This window comes from Paenibacillus sp. FSL H7-0703 (assembly GCF_038003485.1).
In the GTDB taxonomy this organism is placed as follows: Bacteria; Bacillota; Bacilli; order Paenibacillales; family Paenibacillaceae; genus Paenibacillus; species Paenibacillus polymyxa_B.
Map to the genome: position 1 here is coordinate 4,094,276 of NZ_JBBOPF010000001.1, position 22,411 is coordinate 4,116,686.

Below are 22,411 nucleotides of genomic sequence, written 5' to 3' on the forward strand. Positions count from 1 at the left end.
TGCCGAATCCGGAGGTACGGCCGACTTCCTGCTGGCCGGCCGGAATCTTACAGCAAGCCTTACATCGATGGGAGGAACATCCCTTGTTCACCCCCAAATCCAATTCCGAACCCAATGTTAAACCAAAGCCCGTCTTCGGGCGGCTCGTCCGCAGCAAGCATATTGAAGCAGAGGAGCCGGAAGCAGCCGCATCTCTTGCGTAGAACGATGCTCTTTGTTGTCTTTCACGCATGGGAGCCGAGCGGGACAGCTGCTAGGCAGAGGATTGCCGCATGCGATCAACCGGGCAAGCGAAGCGGTGACCTGGCGAAAGCCATTGACATTGTTGTCACATGTTTGAAAAGGCGGGGAGCGTTGCTGCGGCATATGCTCCGCCGGATTGCTTTTACCGATGAAGAGAGGGGAACGATCCAGATGGCTTTTGAAAAAGAAACGTTGTTTTGGAACGAAAAATTCGGTAGCGACGATTATACCTTGACGCGGCTGCCTTACAGCAAAGCTCCAAGCTCCCTGGCGCCCATTATGACAACCGTCGGCGGGACGCTTTCGGAGGAAGTGGCGCAGCGCGTCCTTCAAATGAGCAAGGGCGCTCCGCTGGCCACTTTTATGATTTTGCTCGCCGGTGTTCAGTCGCTCTTGCATAAATATACAGGCGCTTCTGACATTCTGGTCGGCATTCCGGTTGTACGGAAACCGACGGAGACGCGCCGATCCGTTAATCATACGATCATTTTGAAAAACTCGCTTTCGGCGGGTGCGACTTTTAAAACGCTTCTGAGCGAGCTGAGGACTTCCTTGCCGGAAGCGATTCAGCATCAACATATTCCGTTCTTGAAAATGACGGAGAAGCTGGACCTGCAATATGCAGGCGGGATACCCGTCGTCCATACGCTAGTATCCCTTAAGGAGCTGCATCTGGACGAAATCGGGCAAAACGTGGTCACAGATTGTTCCTTTGAATTCAGCTTAACCGGCGGGACGATACAGCTAGCGTTGTCATATAACGAGCACTTATATGACTCCGAGTTCATGACTCGGGTCGTCGGCCATCTGAATCGCCTGCTGGCCGTGGGGCTTCACGAGTTGGAGCTGGACATCGTGCGGGCGGACATGCTGTCGGAGGACGAGAAATTTCAATTGCTGCAAAGCTTTAACGATACCGAGAAGGACTATCCCCGTGATCGGACGATTCATCAGCTCGTGGAGGAGCAGGCGAAACGGGTGCCCGAAGCGACGGCGGTTGTCTTTGAGGGGCGGCGGCTTTCGTACGCGGAGCTGAACGAACGGGCGAACCGGCTGGCGCGGACGCTGCGATCGGTCGGCGTGCTGCCCAATCAGCTGGTAGGCTTGATGGCCAGGAGATCGCTGGAGACGGTCGTTGGCATTCTGGCGGTTCTGAAAGCTGGCGGTGCCTACGTGCCGATCGACCCGGAATACCCGGAAGAACGCATCCGCTACATTCTGGAGAACTCGAACGCGCAGCTGCTGCTGACTCAAAGGGAGTTGCTGCAGCAGGTGCCGTTCGAAGGGACCGTGGTAGCGCTGGATGATGAGCAGGCCTACAGCGACGATGGCTCGAACCTGAAGCCGGCCAGCGGTCCGAACGATCTGGCTTATGTCATCTATACATCAGGTACGACGGGCAAACCCAAAGGGGTCATGCTGGAGCATCGCGGGCTGGTCAGCCTGAAACTGACGTTTGCCCATACGCTTCACACGACCGAACAGGATCGAGTGCTGCAATTCGCCAGCCTATCGTTCGATGCGTCGTGCTGGGAGATGTTCAACGCTCTGTATTTCGGGGCGACCTTATATATACCGTCAACCGAGACGATTTTGGATGATCAGCTGTTCGAACGTTTCATGAACGAGCATGCAATTACGATCGCCACTTTGCCGCCAACTTATGCGGCTTATTTGAATTCAGACCGCCTGCCGAGTCTGAGCAGGCTCATCACGGCGGGCTCCGCCGTTTCAGCCGAATTCGTGCAGCAGTGGAAAGACAAGGTACAGTACTATAATGCGTACGGTCCGACGGAAGCCTCGATCGCCACATCCGTGTGGGCGGCGTCTACGCATGACACCGAACGCAGAGCGATACCGATCGGACGTCCGATCTGGAACCATCGCTTGTATATACTGGGCGCACAGAATCAGCTGGCGCCTATCGGAGTGGAGGGAGAATTATGCATCGCGGGCGTCGGCCTCGCCCGGGGATATTGGAACCGGCCGGATCTGACGGCGGAGAAATTCATCGAACACCCGTTTGAGCCCGGAGAGAGACTGTACCGGACGGGCGACTTGGCCCGCTGGCTGCCGGACGGAAATATTGAGTACTTGGGCCGGATTGACCATCAGGTGAAAATCCGTGGATTCCGGATCGAGATCGGCGAGATTGAAGAGCAGCTTCTGAAGATCGACTCCGTGCAGGAGACGATCGTAATCGCGCGGGAAGGCAAAAGCGGGCAAGAACTGTGCGCTTACCTGGTCGCGGGCCGCCCGCTTACGCTCGGCGAGCTGAGAAGCGCGCTGGCGCAAAAATTGCCGAATTACATGATTCCAGCGCATTTTGTTCAGCTTCCGCGGATGCCGCTCACGCCGAACGACAAAATCGACCGCAAAGCTTTGCCCGCTCCGGAAGGAAACGCGCTGACCGGCGGCGCGTACGTAGCTCCCCGCAATGAAGCTGAGCGGACGCTTGCCGATGTGTGGCAGGCGGTATTGAACGCCGATCGCGTAGGGGTAACGGATCATTTCTTCGAGCTGGGCGGAGACTCGATCAAGTCCATTCAAGTATCTTCGCGGCTTCATCAAGCCGGGTACAAGCTGGAAATCCGGGATTTGTTCAAATATCCGACTATCTCACAGCTCAGCCTGCATGTGAAACCGATCGGACGTACTATCGATCAAGGCGAAATAACGGGTGAAACGGCGCTGACGCCGATTCAGCATTGGTTTTTCGAGAGCTCCTTTGCGGACCCGCATCATTTCAGTCAGTCGGTGATGCTGTACCGGAAGGAACGCTTCGACGAAGAGACGGTACGTCAGGTGCTGCAAAAGCTGGCCGAGCATCATGACGCCTTGCGGATGGTGTTCCGCAAGACGGAACAAGGGTTTAGCGCGCGGAACCGCGCGATTCAGGAAGGCGGGCTGTTCACGCTGGACGTGTTCGACTTCAAGGATGCGGAGAATACCGCGCAGGTTGTGGAAGCGAAGGCAACGGACATTCAAGCGGGTATCGATCTGGAGAACGGGCCCCTCGTGAAGGCGGGACTGTTCCGGTGCGCGGACGGCGACCATTTGCTGCTCGCGGTTCATCATGCCGTGGTGGACGGCGTGTCTTGGCGCATTTTGATGGAGGATTTCGCTCTGGGTTACGAGCAGGCCGGCAAAAGCGAGGAAATTCGTTTCCCGGCGAAAACGGATGCGTACCGCACTTGGTCCGAGCAGCTGGCCGCTTACGCGCAAAGCCCGGAGATGGCGAAGGAACGGGCCTATTGGCAGGCCGTGGAACAAATTGCGGTTCCGGCCGTGCCGAAGGATCTGGAGGCGGACGTTACGACGCAGCAGGACAGCGAATCGCTGTTCGTCCGTTTGACTCCCGAAGAAACGGAGCTGCTGCTGAAGCGGGTTCACCGGGCCTACAACACCGAAATGAACGATATTTTGGTAACGGCGCTCGGCATAGCCGTTCGCAAGTGGACGGGACACGAACGGGTACGGATCAATCTTGAAGGACACGGACGCGAATCGATCGGAACGGATATCGACATCACGCGCACAGTCGGCTGGTTTACGACCAAGTTTCCGGTCGTCCTGGAGCCGGAAACCGACCGGGATTTGGCCTATCAGATTAAACAGGTCAAGGAAAGCTTGCGCCGCATTCCGAACAAGGGGCTTGGGTACGGCGTATGCCGCTATCTCTCCAAATCGGAGGATGGCTTTGTTTGGGGCGCAGAGCCGGAAATTAATTTTAACTACCTCGGCCAGTTCGACGATGATGTCAATCAGGACGAGATCGGCATATCTTCTTATTCCAGCGGCAGCCCGGCCAGCGACCGGCAGGCCCGCAGCTTTGTGCTGGATATCAACGGCATGGTGCTGGACGGCGCTTTATCGCTCGATCTCAGCTACAGCCGGAAGCAGTATCGCAAGGAAACGATGGAAGCCTTCGCTCAGCGGCTTGAGCAAAGTCTCCGAGAGCTCATTACCTACTGCGCAGGCAAAGAAAACACCGAATTGACGCCGAGCGACGTGCAATTTAAAGGCTTGACCATCGCGGAATTGGAGCAAATCGCCCAGCGCTCGGGCCATCTCGGGGAAATCGAAAATATTTACTCGCTTACGCCGATGCAGAAGGGCATGTGGTTCCACAGCGCGCTTGACCGGCAAACGGCCGCTTACTTCGAGCAGACGCGGTTTACGATGCGGGGAGCGCTCGACGTCCAGCTTTTCGAGAGGAGCTGGATGGAGCTTGCGAAACGTCATCTGGTGCTGCGGGCGAATTTTGTGAAAGGACCGGCGGGCGAGCCGCTGCAAATCATATACCGCGACAAGCCGGTCGGCTTTGAATATGAAGAGTTGCTTCATTTGCAGGCGGACGAGAAACAAGCGTATTTGGATAAAAAGGCTGAGGATGACAAGCTTCGCGGCTTCGACATGGAACATGACGCGCTCGTTCGGGTTACGATCCTGCGCACCGAAGAGCAAAGCTATCATGTGCTGTGGAGTTTCCAGCATATTTTGATGGACGGCTGGTGCCTGCCGCAGCTGACGCAGGAGCTGTTTGAGACGTACTCGGCCTTGGCATCCGACAAGCAGCCAGCGGGAGATAAGGGATCGGATTATGGCGCTTATATCGAATGGTTGGAGAAACAGGACGATCAGGCGGCATCCGGCTATTGGACGGCATTCCTGGCAGGTTATGAAGGGCAAACCGTACTCCCGGGACAAAAGGAACCGGCGCCAAACGGCAGATTTACGGCTGATCACGTCACCGCCGAGCTGGGCAAGGACTTGAGCGAGCGGATGGACCGGGTGGCGAAACAGCGCCTGGTTACGGTCAATACGCTGCTGCAAGCCGCTTGGGGCGTGATGCTGCAAAAATATAACGGAACAAACGATGCCGTATTCGGCAGCGTCGTGGCCGGAAGACCGGCGGAAATCCCGGGCATCGAGTCCATGATTGGGCTGTTCATCAATACGGTGCCGGTCCGCGTCACGAGCGAAGCGGACACCGTGTTCGCCGACCTGATGGCGAAGCTCCAAAAGCGGGCGCTGGAATCCGGGCGTTATGATTACTATCCGCTGTATGAAATTCAAGCCCGCAGCGTGCAAAAGCAGAACCTGATCAACCATATCATCGCTTTCGAGAACTATCCGGTGGACGAGCAGATGGAGCAGGCGGGCGACCAGCAGCACGGCGACCTGACGATCGCTGACGTTCAGATGGAGGAGCAGACGAATTATAACTTCAACGTGACTGTGGTGCCGGGAGTCGAGATCGAAATTCGATTCGACTTTAACGCCGAAGTGTTCGATAAAGACAGCATCGAGCGGCTCAAGGGGCATCTCGTCCATCTGCTGGAGCAGGTGACGGATAACCCGGAAATTACCGTGGGCGAGCTGGAACTTGTGACGGAGGTGGAAAAGGCTGACCTTCTCGGACGTTTTAACGACACCACCACGGAATTTCCGCGCGGGAAGACGCTCATTCAATTGTTCGAAGAGCAGGCGGAGCGCATCCCGGATGCAGCCGCTATCTCCTTGAATGAGCAAGAGCTGACCTACCGCGACCTGAACGATCGCGTCAACCGCCTTGCCCGTACCTTGCGTAGCCACGGGATATCCAAAGGCCGTCTGGTCGCCATTATGGCTGAGCGTTCCATCGAAATGGTGGTGGGCATGCTGGCGGCACACAAAGCCGGAGCGGCTTACGTACCGATTGACCCGGAATATCCCGAGGAGCGTATCCGTTTCTTGATTGAGGATTCGGGAGCGCAGGTCATGCTGACGCAAAGCCGCTTGCGCGAGCGCCTGGCGGGTTCGGACTCCGTGATCTTACTGGATGACGAGTCCTTCTATCACGAGGACGGCACAAATCTAAATCCGGGCACCGAAGCGACGGATCTGGCCTGCGTCATCTATACGTCAGGCACGACGGGCAAGCCGAAAGGCAACCTTGTTTCGCACCGCAACATCGTGCGGATCGTGCGAAATACGAATTATATCGACATCACCGAACGGGATCATGTCCTCCAGCTTTCGAGCTATTCGTTCGACGGAGCGATTTTCGATATTTTCGGCGCTTTGACCAACGGGGCGCGGCTGGTGCTGGTTCCCCGCGAGACTTTGCTGGAAATCGTCCGGCTGGCGGATCTCATCCAGCGCGAGCGCATCTCGGTCATGCTGATTACGACGGCTTTCTTCAATGTCCTTGTAGATGTGAACGTCGACTGCCTGCGGGATGTCCGGGCGATTTTGTTCGGAGGAGAGCGAGTGTCGGTCGGACATGTGCGTAAAGCGCTCGCCCATATCGGACCGGGCAGGCTCAACCACCTGTACGGCCCGTCGGAAAGCACGGTTTATACCACGTACCTTCCGGTCGACTTCGTCGATGAGTCGGCGGTTACCGTACCCATCGGACGGCCGATCAGTAATACGAAGGTGTATATCGTCGACAGCCGGAATAAGCTTCTGCCGATCGGCGTGGCCGGGGAGCTTTGCGTCGGCGGAGAAGGCTTGGTACGGGGCTACAATAACCGGCCGGAGCTGACGGCGGAGAAATTTGTGGACAATCCGTTTGTGCTGGGAGAGCGCATGTACCGGACGGGGGATTTGGCGAAATGGCTGCCGGACGGCACGATCGAATACGTGGGACGGACGGACGACCAAGTGAAAATACGCGGCTTCCGCATTGAGCTGGGCGAGATCGAAGCTCAGCTTCAGAAAGTGGAGGGAATTCGGAAAGCGACGGTATTCGCGAGGGAAGACGCCTCCGGCGAGAAGCAGCTTTGCGCCTATTATGAAGCGGACCGCGAGCTTACGGCGGCCGAGCTGAAGAGCGTGCTTTCCCAGGAACTGCCGGCCTATATGATTCCGGCGTACCTGATCCAGTTGGAGCGGCTCCCGCTGACGACGAACGGCAAGGTCGACCGCCGATCACTCCCGGCGCCGGAGGAGAGCTTGCAGCCGGGCGAAGAACGTACTCCGCCTCGGACTCCGCTGGAAGCTAGCTTGGCGGGAATTTGGAAAAGCGTGCTCGGACTGAAGCACATCGGGGTTCATGACAACTTCTTCGACCTGGGCGGCCATTCCCTGCGGGCGACGACACTGGTGAGCAAGGTGCATCAGGAGCTGAACGTCGAGCTGCCTCTGCGCGACGTATTCCGCTACTCGACGATCGAAGAGATGGCTCTCGCCATCTCCCGGATCGGAGAGCAGTCGTTCTCGTCGATTCCGCTGGCGGGCGCAAGAGCATATTATCCGCTTTCCTCAGCTCAGAAGCGGCTGTTTATCCTGAATCAGCTGGAAGGGGCCGATCAGAGCTACAACATGCCGGGCGTGCTGCTGCTGGAAGGATCGATTGACCGGAGCCTGCTGGAGAAGGCTTTCCGCGGACTGATCGCACGGCACGAAACGCTGCGAACCGGCTTTGAGATCGTACAAGGCGAAGCTGTACAGCGCATTTACGAGAGCGTCGACTTTGCCGTCGAGTACCGTCATGTGAGCGAGGAAGAAGCGCCCGAAGTCGTGCAGGCCTTCATCCGGCCTTTCGACTTGGCGAAGCCTCCGCTGCTGCGGGCGGAGCTCGTAGAGCTGGCAGCCGAACGTTATTTGCTGATGTTCGACATGCACCATATCGTCTCCGACGGGGTTTCGATGGACGTGTTAGTCGAGGAACTCGTTCGTATGTACGGCGGCGAGTCATTAGAGCCTTTGCGCATTCAATACAAGGACTATGCGGTATGGCAGCAGTCGGACGAGCAAAAAGTGCAGTTGAAACGCGAGGAAGCTTACTGGCTGGACCGTTACCGGGGCGAGCTGCCGGTTCTGGAAATGCCGACGGACTATCCGCGTCCTGCCGTGCAGAGCTTTGAGGGACAAACGCTAACGTCCTTCGTGGACGAGGCAACGAACGAAGGCTTGAAGCAGCTGGCCGCTCAAAGAGGAACGACGCTGTATATGGTGCTGCTTGCGGCATATACCGTGCTTTTGCATAAATACACAGGTCAGGACGATTTGATCGTCGGAACGTCGATTGCGGGCAGAACGCACGGAGACACGCAGCCTTTGATCGGAATGTTTGTCAATACGCTGGCGCTCCGCAATTATCCGGCTTCGGAGAAGACCTTTCTGTTGTATCTGGAAGAAGTGAAAGAAACGACCTTAGGCGCTTACGAGCATCAGAATTATCCGTTCGAAGAGCTCGTCGATAAAGTGCAGGTCAGCCGGGATTTGAGCCGCAACCCACTGTTTGACACGATGTTCTCCCTGCAAAACTTGGAGGATAAAGAGTTTGAGTTGGAAGGGCTGAAATTGTCCCCGTACCCTAGCGAATACGGCACGGCCAAGTTCGACCTGAGTGTGGATGTTACGGAAGAAAATGGCGGCCTGGAGTGCAGCTTTGAATTCGCAACGGCTCTTTATAAAGAAAGCACGATCCGGCGGCTGTCGACTCATTTCGGACATTTGCTTGCGGCGATCGTAAGCCGTCCGGATGCGAAGATTACCGAGCTGAACTTGCTGACGGCAGAGGAAAAAGAACAAATTCTCGGCGCGTTCCACCCGGCGCAGCCGGAAGCGGCTCCTGCGGCCGCGTTCCACCGGCTGTTCGAGGAACAGGCGGAGCGCACGCCGGAAGCGGCGGCCGTCGTGTACGAGAACGAGCGGCTGACGTATGCGGAGCTGAACGAGCGGGCGAACCGCTTGTCGGCTACGCTGCGTGCAAGCGGCATCGGCCGGGAGACGATCGTCGGCATTCTCGCCGAGCGTTCGGTGGACTTGCTGGTGGCCGTGCTGGCCGTCTGGAAAGCGGGCGGGGCGTATGTGCCGCTCGACCCGGATTACCCGGCGGACCGCGTGCGGTTCATGCTTGAAGACAGCGAAGCGAAGGTGCTGCTGACGCAAACGGCGCTGCGAGAGCGTGCTGAAGCCTGGTTCGGCGAAGAGAAGCTGGCGCTGGCGGCGGTGCTGTACCTGGACGACGAAGCGTCGTACAGCGAGGAGCGGGCGAATGCGTCGGTTGTCTCCGGCATTGTCTCCGGCAAGCTGACGGATGCTGTGGACGACGGCGATGAGAGCCATCAGAAGGTTGGCACCGACAGCTTCCATGAAGCCCGTCCGGAGGATCTGGCGTACGTGATCTACACGTCGGGAACGACGGGCAAGCCGAAGGGCGTGATGATCGAGCACCGCAGCCTGGTGAACACGGCGGCGGGCTACCGGCGGGAATACGGGTTGGATCAGTTCCCGGTGCGGCTGCTGCAGCTCGCAAGCTTCTCGTTCGACGTGTTCGTGGGAGATATCGCGCGGACGCTGTACAACGGAGGCACGATGGTGATTGTGCCGAAGGACGACCGGATCGATCCGTCTCGTCTGCACTACTGGATTGAGCGGGAGCGGGTCACCATCTTCGAATCGACGCCAGCGCTGATCGTGCCGTTCCTGGAGTACGTGCACGAGCAGCGGCTGGATATGAGCTGGATGGAGCTGTTGATCACGAGCTCGGACAGCTGCAGCGTGGCGGATTACCGGACCTTGCAGGAGCGCTTCGGCTCGCAGTTCCGTATTATTAACAGCTACGGCGTAACGGAAGCGGCGATCGACTCAAGCTTCTACGACGAGGAGCTGGCGAAGCTGCCGCAGACAGGCAATGTGCCGATCGGCAAAGCGTGGCTGAATGCGAAATTCTACATCGTGGATGCGCATCTGAACCCGGTGCCGGTCGGGGTGCTGGGCGAGCTGGTCATCGGCGGAGTCGGAGTGGCGCGCGGGTACTTGAACCGTCCGGAGCTGACAGAAGAGAAGTTCGTAGACAGCCCGTTCGCCGCGGGCGAGCGGCTGTACCGCACGGGAGACTTGGCGCGGTGGATGGAAGACGGCAACGTGGACTTCATCGGCCGGATCGACAACCAGGCGAAAATCCGGGGGTACCGGATCGAGACGGGCGAGATCGAGTCGCAGCTGCTGCGGGTGGAAGGCGTGCGCGAAGCGGTGGTGCTGGTTCGAAGTGACGCGAACGGGCAGAAGGCGCTATGCGCGTATTACACGCCGGATACCAGAGCGGAGCTGGCGGTGAACGATTTGCGCAGCGCGCTGGCGCAGGAGCTGCCGGGGTACATGATCCCGTCGTACTTCGTGGAGCTGGAGCGCCTGCCTCTGACGCCGAACGGAAAGATTGACCGGAAGGCGCTGCCAGCGCCGGAAGGGGAAGCGGGAAGCGGAACGGAGTACGTCGCACCGCGCAATGAGCTGGAAACGAAGTTGGCGGCGATTTGGCAGGAGGTGCTGGGGCTTGCGAAGGAGATTGGCGTTCACGACAACTTCTTCGACATTGGCGGCCACTCTCTGCGGGCGACGACGCTGGTCAGCAAGATTCATAAAGAGTTGAACGTGGATCTGCCGCTGCGCGACGTGTTCCGCCATTCCACGATCGAGAGCATGGCGGCCGCCATTTCCCGGCTGGATGAGCAAACATTCGTTGCCATTCCGATGGCGGATGACCGAGAGGTGTACCCGCAATCTTTTGCTCAAAAACGTCTCTTTATCCTGAATCAACTGGAAGGCGCGGAGCTTAGCTACAACATGCCGGAAGCGATGCTGCTGGAGGGTGCTTTAGACCGGGCAAGGTTCGAAGAAGCGTTCCGTAAGCTCGTGGCGCGGCATGAAATGCTGCGCACCGGGTTCGAAATGGTGGATGGCGAAGCATCGCAGCGGATTTACCAGGACGTGAATTTTGCCGTGGAGTTCTATCGAGCGGATGAGCAAGAGGCCGAAGAGACGGTTCGCCGTTTCGTCCGTCCGTTTGACTTGGCGAAGCCTCCGCTGCTGAGGGTAGGCCTTGTTGAGCTGGCTCCGGAACGCCATATTCTAATGTACGACATGCATCATATTATTTCCGACGGCGTCTCGATGGAAATCTTTGTTGAAGAATTCGTCCGCTTGTACGGCGGCGAGCAATTGGAGCCTCTGCGCATTCAGTACAAAGACTACACCGTTTGGCAGCATTCGCAGGAGCAGAAGGAACGGCTTCAGCGTCAGGAGGCGTATTGGCTGGACATGTTCCAAGGCGAGCTTCCGGTGCTGGAAATGCCGACCGACTATCCGCGTCCGGCCGTGCAGAGCTACGAAGGCCAAACGCTGGAGTTTTTCTTTGACGCTTCGAAAACCGACGGCCTGAAGCAGCTGGCCTCGGAAACGGGCACGACGCTGTTTATGGTGCTGCTTGCGGCGTATAACGTCCTTCTGCATAAATATTCAGGTCAGGAAGACGTGATCGTCGGTACGCCGATTGCCGGAAGGAATCATGGAGATGTGCAGCCGTTGATCGGGATTTTCTTAAACACGCTGGCTATCCGCAGTTATCCGGCTTCGGAGAAGACATTCCTGTCATACCTGAACGAAGTCAAAGAAACGACCCTCCACGCCTTCGAGCATCAAAACTATCCGTTCGAAGAATTGGTGGACAAGGTGCAAGTCACCCGTGATTTAAGCCGCAATCCGCTCTTCGACACGCTGTTTACGATGCAGAATACGGAGAACGAGGAATTTGAGCTGGAAGGGCTTCGCCTGATTCCTTATCCGAGCGCACTGGATACCGCGAAGTTTGATATCAGCTTGGATGTGGGCGAGGAGAACGGCGGCTTGGATTACAGCTTCGAATATGCGACGGCTCTCTACAAAAGGGAGACGATCGAACGGCTGGCAAAACATTACGAGCAGCTGCTCGTAACGATCGTAAGGCGTCCGGATGCGAAGATCGCCGAGCTGAACTTGCTGACGGCAGAGGAAAAAGAACAAATTCTCGGCGCGTTCCACCCGGCGCAGCCGGAAGCGGCTCCTGCGGCCGCGTTCCACCGGCTGTTCGAGGAACAGGCGGAGCGCACGCCGGAAGCGGAGGCCGTCGTGTACGAGAACGACCGGCTGACGTATGCGGAGCTGAACGAGCGGGCGAACCGCTTGGCGGCCACGCTGCGTGCAAGCGGCATCGGCCGGGAGACGATCGTCGGCATTCTCGCCGAGCGTTCGGTGGACTTGCTGGTGGCCGTGCTGGCCGTCTGGAAAGCGGGCGGGGCGTATGTGCCGCTCGACCCGGATTACCCGGCGGAGCGCGTGCGGTTCATGCTCGAAGACAGCGGAGCGAAGGTGCTGCTGACGCAAACGCCGCTGCGAGAGCGTGGCGAAGCCTGGCTCGGCGAAGAGGAGCTGGCGGCGGTGCTGTACCTCGACGACGAAGCGTCGTACAGCGAGGAGCGGACGAATGCGCCGCTGGAAGCGGATGATCACTTGCACGAATGCCGTCCGGAGGACCTGGCGTACGTGATCTATACGTCGGGAACGACGGGCAAGCCGAAGGGCGTGATGATCGAGCACCGCAGCCTGGTGAACACGGCGGCGGGCTACCGGCGGGAGTACCGGTTGGATCAGTTCCCGGTGCGGCTGCTGCAGCTCGCAAGCTTCTCGTTCGACGTGTTCGTGGGAGATATCGCGCGGACGCTGTACAACGGAGGCACGATGGTGATTGTGCCGAAGGACGACCGGATCGATCCGTCTCGTCTGCACGACTGGATTGAGCGGGAGCGGGTCACCATCTTCGAATCGACGCCGGCGCTGATCGTGCCGTTCCTGGAGTACGTGCACGATCAGCAACTGGATATGAGCCGGTTGGAGCTGTTGATCACGAGCTCGGATAGCTGCAGCGTGGCGGATTACCGGACCTTGCAGGAACGCTTCGGCTCGTTGTTCCGGATCATCAACGCTTACGGCGTGACGGAAGCGGCGATCGACTCAAGCTTCTACGACGAGGAGCTGGCGAAGCTGCCGCAGACAGGCAATGTGCCGATCGGCAAAGCGTGGCTGAATGCGAAATTCTACATCGTGGACGCGCATCTGAACCCGGTGCCGGTCGGGGTGCTGGGCGAGCTGGTCATCGGCGGAGTCGGAGTGGCGCGCGGGTACTTGAACCGTCCGGAGCTGACAGAAGAGAAGTTCGTAGACAGCCCGTTCGCCGCGGGCGAGCGACTGTACCGCACGGGAGACTTGGCGCGGTGGATGGAAGACGGGAACGTGGACTTCATCGGCCGGATCGACAACCAGGCGAAAATCCGGGGGTACCGGATCGAGACGGGCGAGATCGAGTCGCAGCTGCTGCGGGTGGAAGGCGTGCGCGAAGCGGTGGTACTGGTTCGAAGTGACGCAAACGGGCAGAAGGCGCTATGCGCGTATTACACGCCGGATACCGGAGCGGAGCTGGCGGTGAACGATTTGCGCAGCGCGCTGGCGCAGGAGCTGCCGGGGTACATGATCCCGTCGTACTTCGTGGAGCTGGAGCGCCTGCCTCTGACGCCGAACGGAAAGATTGACCGGAAGGCGCTGCCAGCGCCGGAAGGGGAAGCGGGAAGCGGAACGGAGTACGTCGCACCGCGCAATGAGCTGGAAAGGAAGCTGGCCGCGATTTGGCAGGAGGTGCTGGGGCTTGCGAAGGAGATTGGCGTTCACGACAACTTCTTCGACATCGGCGGCCACTCCCTGCGAGCGACGACGCTGGCGGGCAAGGTATTTAAGGAATTAAACGTTAACCTGCCGCTGCGCGACGTATTCCGCCACTCGACGATTGCGGCGATGGCCGAGGCGATCGCCCGGATGGAACGGCGGGAGCATGAGGCCATTCCTCAAGCGGAGGAGAGAGAGTACTACCCTCTGTCCTCCGCGCAGAAACGGCTGTTCATTCAGCACACGCTGGATGGAGCGGATCAGCTTTACAACATGCCGGAGCTGGTGCAGGTGGAAGGCGAGTTTGATTTAGACCAGTTGGAAGCCGCCTTGCGGAAATTGATAACACGGCATGAATCGCTGCGCACCGGTTTTGAAATCGTGAAGGCCGAAGCGGTTCAGCGGATTTACCCGCAGGTCGAGTTTGCTATCGAGCATCATCAAGCGGATAAAGAGGATGCGGCTCAAATCGAGCAGATCGTCCGCAGCTTCGTTCGTCCGTTTGATCTCGGCAAGCCGCCGCTACTGCGCGCCGGGGTCATCGAGCTGGAGCCGAACCTGCATATTCTCCTTTTCGACATGCACCATATGGTGTCCGACGGCGTATCGATGGCGATTGTGATCGATGAGTTCTCGAGTTTCTACGCCGGGGAAGAACTGCCGCCACTGCGCATTCAATACAAGGATTATGCCGTTTGGCAGCAGTCGAAGGCCCACCGAGAGCGGATCGGGCGGCAGGAAGCGTACTGGCTGCAAACCTTCGAAGGCGAGCTGCCGACGGCGGACCTGCCGATGGACTACGAACGGTCTGCGGCTCGCAGCTACGAAGGCGCGCATCTGGAGTTCGACGTCGAAGCTTCTCTCTCTGCGCGGTTGCGCGAATTGGCGGCCGAGCGTGAAAGCACGCTGTTCATGGTGCTGCTTGCGGCTTATACCGTGCTGCTGTCCAAGTACAGCGGGCAGGAGGACTTGGTCGTGGGCACACCGGTGGCGGGAAGAACGAACGCCGATTTGGAACCGGTCATCGGGATGTTTGTCAATACGCTGGCGATCCGCAATCGTCCGTCGGGCGACAAAACGTTCTTGTCTTACCTGGAAGAAGTGAAGGAAACGGCTTTGGGTGCTTTCGAGAACCAGGATTATCCATTCGAGGAGCTCGTGGAGCGTTTGAATGTGAAGCGGGAGCCGGGCCGCTTCCCGCTGTTCGATGCCGTTTTCGACTTGCAAAATATCGAAGAACGAGACGCCGAGCTGGAAGGGGTCAGCCTGAAGACTTACGAGCTTGACCATTTGGAAGAAGCGAAGTTCGATCTGACGCTGTTTATGTATGAAAACAACGGGGCGCTGAGCGGGGGCTTCTTCTACGCCACCAAGCTGTTCAAAGAAGCGATGATCCGCACCTTGACCGAGGATTACCTGCGGGTACTGTCTCAAATTGCGGAAAATCCACAACTCGAGCTAAGCCGGATTGAATGTCATAAACCGGCGGCAGGCGCAAAGAGTGCCGTCGATACGATCGAATTCGCGTTCTAATCCTACAAGCGCGCCTCCGCCGTCAAGCGAAAGCGGCGCGCATCCCAAGGAAGACGGCGAACAACGTCCAAGCCCGTAAACGCGCAGGCCGAAAGCAAGCTTTTTCGGACCTGCGCCGGGGCATGCGGTCACTTCATTTTTAGGGGAGGTACAAATGAAATCTTTGTTTGAAAAGGAAGAACGGTACTGGAGCGGCAAGTTTGACGCCGATGACAGCCTGAGCTTCCTTCCCTACAGTCAATCCTCCAAATTATCCGCCGACGGGGAAGCTGCGGCCGAGCCGGGCTTGCTTCACCGTACTCTGCCGAGCGAACTCTCGGAGAGAATCATTTGCCTCGCCAACGGTTCGGATTTGGCTTTGTACATGATTGTTTTGGCAGGAGTAAAAAGCCTGCTGTTCAAATATACCGGGCGGGACCAAGTGCTGGTCGGCATGCCTTCTTATAGCGCAGACCCCGACGGGACTCCGCCGCCGCATGACATCTTGGTGATCAAGACGTCCGTAAGCCGCCAGACTACGCTGAAAACGCTGCTTGGGGGCATCAAAGCCTCCATCGGCGAGGCGCTGGAGCATCAGCACCTGCCTTTTCGGAAAATGGTGGAGCCGCTCCATCTGGACTATACGGGGGACGGCCTCCCGGTCGTCAACACCGTCGCATCCTTCGCCCCGATTCATCCGGAACCGCTGGGTAACCGGGTGGCGGCCGATACGGTTTTTCGCTTCGACCGCCAAAACCACTCCATCGAGCTGGAAATAAGCTTTGACGGGCAGCGGTACGAGCGGGCATTTGTGGAACAGGCGGCCGACCATCTTGTTCGGCTGCTGTCCGTGCTTTTATTTCAGCCGGATCTGGAGCTCGGACAAGCCGATGTGTTGTCCCCAGACGAGAGGGAGACGCTGCTGAAGCGATTTAATGACACCGAAGCCGGGTTCGAGCGGGGGAAAACGATTTACGGCTTGTTCGAAGAACAGGCGGAGCTTTACCCGGACAACGTGGCCGCCGTCATGAACGAGCGGCAGCTGACCTACCGCGAGCTGAACGAGCGATCCAACCGCCTTGCGCGGAAGCTGCGGGAGACGGGAGTAGAAGCGGACCAGCTGGTAGCGATTCTGGCCGAACGCTCGCTCGATATGGTTGTCGGCATTCTGGCGATTCTCAAAGCGGGCGGAGCATACGTGCCTGTCGATCCCGACTACCCGGAGGAGCGCATCCGCTTCATGATCGAGGATTCGGGCGCGCCGTTATTGCTGATTCAAAAGCATCTGCACGAGAAGACCGACTTTGCAGGAACGCGCCTCGAATTGGACGATTTCGTTTGGGGCGACAGAGGGGCGGACTCCGCCGATGCGCTGGACGCTTCGAACCTGGAGCCGATTTCCGGGCCGGGCAACCTGGCTTATGTCATCTACACGTCGGGAACGACCGGCAGACCGAAAGGAACGCTGATCGAGCATAAGAACGTTGTGCGGCTCCTGTTCAACGACAAGAACCTGTTCGACTTCGGGTCGTCCGACACGTGGACGCTGTTCCACTCGTTCTGCTTCGATTTCTCCGTCTGGGAAATGTACGGAGCGCTGCTGTACGGAGGCAAGCTGGTCATCGTACCGCCACTCACGGCGAAAAATCCGGCCGATTTCCTGGCGCTGCTGGGCCGCGAACAGGTCACGATTTTGAACCAGACGCCAACGTACTTCTACCAGCTGCTGCGTAAGGTCTTGGCGGACCATCCGTACGATCTGCGGATTCGCAACGTCATCTTCGGGGGCGAAGCGCTGAGTCCGCTGCTGCTCAAGGGCTTCAAGACGAAGTACCCGGAGACGAAGCTGATCAATATGTACGGCATTACCGAGACGACGGTTCACGTTACGTATAAGGAAATTACGTGGGTCGAAATGGAGGCGGCGAAGAGCAATATCGGCAAGCCGATCCCGACGCTGAGCGTGTACGTCCTTGATGAAAACCGCCGCCCTGTGCCGATCGGCGTAGCGGGCGAAATGTATGTGGCCGGGGAAGGCCTTGCGAGAGGATACCTGAACCGCCCGGATCTGACGGCGGAGAAGTTCGTCGATTCCCCGTTTGCGGAGGGGGAGAAACTGTACCGCTCGGGCGACTTGGCGGCTTGGCTGCCGGACGGCAACATCGAATACCTGGGCCGGATCGATCATCAGGTGAAAATCCGTGGGTACCGGATCGAGCTGGACGAAATCGAGACGCAGCTGCTGAAGATCGCCGCCGTGCAAGAAGCCAAGGTGCTCGACCGCGACGACGCGAACGGCCATAAGCAGCTTGTCGCTTATTACGTCGCGGAAACGAGGCTGGCGGCGCATGAACTCAAGGAGGAGCTCGCCAAGCAGCTCCCGGGGTATATGATTCCTTCGCACCTCGTGCAGCTTTCGCGGATGCCGCTGACCCCGAACGGGAAAATCGACCGCAAAGCGCTGCCCGCGCCGGAGGAAGCCGCGGCCGGAGGAGCGGAATATGTCGCGCCGAGAACGCTGCGCGAAATGAAGATCGCCCGCGTCTGGCAGGATACGCTTGGCGTTCCGCAGGTCGGCGTAAAGGATAACTTTTTTGAGTTGGGTGGCAATTCGTTAAGTCTGATGAGGCTCGTTCAAGCCGTTTACGATGAAACGGGCATCGAGATACCGCTGAACCGCCAATTCCACAATTTAACAGTTGAAGCCATGGCTTTCGGAGAGGGGGATCTGGGCCTGGATAAAGGGGGAGACTCCTTCATTAAGCTGAATAAAGCAGGAGATCTGAACGTGTTCTGCTTCCCTCCGGGCAGCGGCTTCGGCATCGGTTACCGAGAGCTCGCAAGCAGGCTCGACGGCCGATTCGTGCTCTACGGCATTGATTTTATCGACGATGCCGTCGATTACGAGGTCATGCTGAACCGTTATGTGGACGAGATCGTCCGCATCCAGCCGGAAGGACCTTACGTGCTGCTCGGCTACTGCTTCGGAGGCAACCTGACGTTCGAGGTAGCCAAAACGATGGAGAAAAGAGGGTATTCCGTAACGGACGTGCTCATGGTGGACTCGTGGATTAAGGACACGCTGACGCCTTCCGAAACGTCGGAGAAAGAGCTTGAAGAAACGCTTGCCGATTTCGACGAAGAAGAGAAGGAATTAATGAGCAACCTGCTCGTGCGGGAGCGGGTTCATCGGAAGGTCAAAGCGACCTTGGCGTACGAAGCGCAGCTTATTAATTCCGGCACGATCCCGGCCCGGATTTACGAACTGATTGCGAAGGACAGCGAAGCGTTCCGCCTGGAGCACCAATCGCCTTCCTGGCGGGGGGCAACGACGCAAGCTTACGCCGATTACCGGCTGGAGGGCGCGCACGAGGAATTGCTGGAACTCGCTCGCGTGGAAGAAACGGCCGTCGTCATCCGGGACATCTTAGAGCAAGTCAAGCGGCAGATCGAAGCGGAGGCTGGGGTACTGCATGGAAGCTGACCGCCAGCCGTCTGTTCTAGAACAAGGCACAGCGGCGCCCTCCAAGCGCCAAACCGCTTACGCCGCCTGGAAAGCGTTCCGCTGGCTGATGTCCTATGTAAGCCGTCACAAAGGCTGGATGATCGTCGGTATCTTGTCCGCGATTGCCGCCGCCGTTATTGAGATATGGATGGGAAGTTTGATCGAGCAGCTGACCACCCAGGCCGAGAAGGGGGCGGGGCCAATCGTTCTGCGAATCGTGTACACGGTCTTTGTGGTTATCTTGATCGGTGTGCCGGCGAAGTTTTTCATGAGCTTCGGCGTGGAGCGGAGCAGCGCCTCTGCGGTGCAGGATATCCGCAACCATGTCATGCGTCATATCGGCAAACTCCCGGTCTCCTACTTGGAAAAGCAGCACTCCGGCGACGTATTGTCGCGGATCAACAACGACCTGCAGCTGATCCAGCAGTTTATGATTCGGGACCTCGCCCAGTGGTTTTATCATCCGCTGGTGTTCATCGGCTGTTTCGCTTATTTGATCTACCTCCAATGGGAGCTGATGCTGTACAGCCTGCTGTTATTTCCCGTAGCGCTGCTGGTTTCCCAATGGATCGGCAAGCAGTTGGAGCGGTTGACGGAGGAAGCCCAGGCGAACATGGGTCGAATGAACGTCAACCTCCAGGATACGCTTGGGGGTATGCCTATTGTAAAAAGCTACCTGCTATCCGGCATGTTATCTCGCTCCTACCAAGTGCTGCTGCAATTGACGGCCCAAAAAAAGCTGGCCGTGAAAAAGCGGGAAGCCTGGGTCAACCCGCTGCTTTCCACGCTGATGATCAGCCCGATCATTTTCGCCGTCAGTTACGGAAGCTATTTGATCTACAAAGGGCAGCTAGGCGCGGGAGAGCTGATCGCCTTCCTGTACTTGCTGAATCTGTGTCTGGAGCCGCTGGAGCATATTCCCGAGCTCATCACGCGGACGTTCGAAATGGCCGGTGCCCTGAGAAGGGTCTCCGAAATCGTCGAGCAGCCGACCGAAACGGAAAATGGCCGTTCGCTTTCGAAAGCGAGCGCCGCCCCCATCGAGTTTCAGAACGTAACCTTCGGGTATGAGGAGAGCTCTCCGATCCTGCGGAATGTTAGCTTCTCGGTGCCGGAAGGGAGGACGATCGCGCTTGTCGGAGCGAGCGGTGGAGGGAAGAGCACGGTGTTTAAGCTTGTATGCGGCTTTTATCCGCTTCCGGAGGACCAGGGCGAGATCCGCGTGTTCGGCAGCCTGATCCACGGCGCCGATCCGGAGCAGCTTCGGTCGCATTTTTCCGTGGTAACCCAGGATTCATATTTGTTTAGCGGCACGATCGCTGAAAATATCGGCTACGGGCGGGAAGTAGCGTCGATGGACGAGATTATCGAAGCCGCCAAAGCCGCTCAGGCGCATTCCTTCATTATGCAGCTTCCCGACGGCTACCAGACGTATGTCGGAGAGCGCGGAGGCCTTTTGTCCGGCGGGCAGCGCCAGCGCATTGCAATGGCCCGGGCTTTTCTTAAGGATGCTCCCGTTCTGCTGCTGGACGAGCCAACGTCGGCTCTTGATCCGGAGTCGGAAAGCGCGGTTCAGGAAGCGCTGGGCGTATTGATGAAGCAGAGAACGACGATGGTTATTGCCCACCGGCTTTCTACAGTACAAAACGCCGACGAAATTTGGGTCATGGAACAGGGGAGTATTGTTGAAAAGGGCACTCATGAACAATTGCTGAAGATGAAGGGACTGTACGCCCAGTCGTACTATCAGGAATTTACCGAGTCTGCCGAACGCAGGGAGGTGGCGTACACATGAAAAAGGGCGGATGGCTCTCGCAAGTGAAAGAACTCGGCTACTTGCTGATGTTTATGAACCGCAAGCGCAAAACCCAGTACGCCATTGGCCTGGCCGTGACGGCGCTCACCCAGACATTGTTCCTGATCGCCTTCAGCTTGGTCGTACATAACTTGGTTGATTTCGCCGTGTCACGAGATACGTCCCTGATGGTGGAAGCCTTTATTATTTTGGGCGCGGCCTTGTTCCTGGAAAATGTGATTTCTCCCTGGTTCATTTACTTATACCAGCGCAGTGTCGAGTTGACTGTGCTGAATATCCGCGAACGTCTTTATGACAAGCTGTGCCGGGTGCGGCCGAGATTCCTGGAGCAGACGCACCATGGGGATTTGCTGTCGCGGGTGAACAACGACGTAACGACCGTTGAGTTTACATTCTCGCAGGTTTACTTCGTTTTGCTGCTTCAAGTTGTCTTTTGCATCGGCTCCATTGTCTCCATGGTGTTGATCGATTGGCGGTTTGCCGGCGTATCCTTCGTCATTCTGCTGCTGTCCTCCGTGGTCAGCCTGAAATTTGCGCGGGATATTCGCGCCTTGTCCGAACAAGGCTTGCAAACGCTCGGTAAAATGACCGAAAAATTCAAAGATTTTATGGGCGGCATTCAAATTGTGAAGCTGTTCCGCATCCGCACGATTTACGGCCAGTACGAGGCGTTGAACGAACAAATGACGCAGACGCTTCGGCAAACCGCGCAGAAGAACGGCATGCAGGCTGCGGTGAATCATTTTATCAGCTACGTCACGTTCTGCGGCATCATCGTCATCGGCAGTCTTCTTTATGCCTACGGACTGATGGGAATGGGAAGCGTCGCTGCCCTGGCAGTTCTGCAAGTGAATCTGACGCACGCCTTGTTGAACTTGGGGATGGTTCTGTCGATGACCCAAAATTCGATCGCGGGCGCTCACCGGATTCAAGAGGTACTAAGAGAGGAAGAGGAACCGGAGCGTTTGGGATCTCCTCACAGCGAGCTCGTGTCGGAGGCTGCGGTGGAGTTTCGCGATGTGGAATTTTCCTATCAGGCGGATAAAAAGGTGCTTGTCGACATCTCCATGCAGGTGTTTCCCGGCCAGGTCGCCGCTATCGTGGGGGCCAGCGGCAGCGGCAAAAGTACGCTGATCAAGCTGCTGCTCGGCTTTTATCCTGTGGACAGCGGAGAAATCCTGCTCCAAGGCAAACCGTTCGGCCATTACACGCTGGACGAAATCCGCAGGCAGATTGCATACGTTCCGCAGGAGCCGTTCTTGTTTACCGGCACGATTGAGGAAAACATCCGCTACGGCAACCCGGATGCAACGGATGAAGAAGTGATCGAAGCGGCCAAAGCGGCATACGCTCACCATTTCATTCAGGAACTTCCTGAACAGTATAAAACGCCGGCGGGAGAGAGAGGAGCGTCGTTGTCGGGCGGACAAAGGCAGCGAATTGCGATCGCCCGGGCGATTCTCAAAAACGCCCCGATTCTGCTGCTGGACGAAGCGACTTCCGCGCTGGATAACGAATCCCAGCATTGGGTACAGCAGGCCCTGAACGTGTTGATGAAGGGGCGCACCACCATTCTGATCGCCCACCGTCTCAGCACCGTGGAACATGCGGATTTGATTACCGTCATGAACCAAGGGACGGTCGTCGAGCGGGGCCGCCATCAGGACCTGCTGGCGCTCGGGGGTTATTACGCCCGGCTGTACGGCTAGACCCGCTTTACGGCGGGCGGCTTCCTGCTTGCGAATGCGACAGAGTCTTTTAGTAATCCAAGGTATGACTTTATAACCGGTAGTTACCAGAAAACGCAGACACGAAAAAGGGGACAGAGTCCGAAGGAGCCGTTCCGGGAATGGCCGCGCGGTTCT

Annotated in this window: 4 protein-coding genes; all 4 read left to right on the forward strand. The window is 57.7% G+C overall.

Features of this window, described 5'->3' with window-relative positions:
• Positions 1 to 366 precede the first annotated feature (366 nt).
• The 4 genes from MHB46_RS18270 to MHB46_RS18285 all read left to right on the forward strand — a co-directional run bounded on the left by MHB46_RS18270 (position 367) and on the right by MHB46_RS18285 (position 22,255).
• A complete protein-coding gene (locus MHB46_RS18270) occupies positions 367 to 15,246 on the forward strand; it encodes an amino acid adenylation domain-containing protein (RefSeq protein WP_445667614.1) in 14,880 nt (4,959 codons plus the stop codon).
• 154 nt (positions 15,247 to 15,400) lie between these two features.
• Positions 15,401 to 18,709: a non-ribosomal peptide synthetase gene (locus MHB46_RS18275; protein ID WP_341163036.1), complete on the forward strand. Its 3,309-nt coding sequence runs from the start codon at positions 15,401 to 15,403 to the stop codon at positions 18,707 to 18,709.
• On the forward strand, positions 18,699 to 20,525 hold the full coding sequence (locus MHB46_RS18280) for an ABC transporter ATP-binding protein (protein WP_341163037.1): 1,827 nt from the start codon (positions 18,699 to 18,701) through the stop codon (positions 20,523 to 20,525). Before MHB46_RS18275 ends, MHB46_RS18280 begins: the two co-directional genes overlap by 11 nt.
• Complete coding sequence (locus tag MHB46_RS18285) at positions 20,522 to 22,255, forward strand: ABC transporter ATP-binding protein (RefSeq protein WP_341163038.1); 1,734 nt, start codon at positions 20,522 to 20,524, stop codon at positions 22,253 to 22,255. The genes MHB46_RS18280 and MHB46_RS18285 overlap by 4 nt, the downstream gene beginning before the upstream one ends.
• Positions 22,256 to 22,411 lie beyond the last annotated feature (156 nt).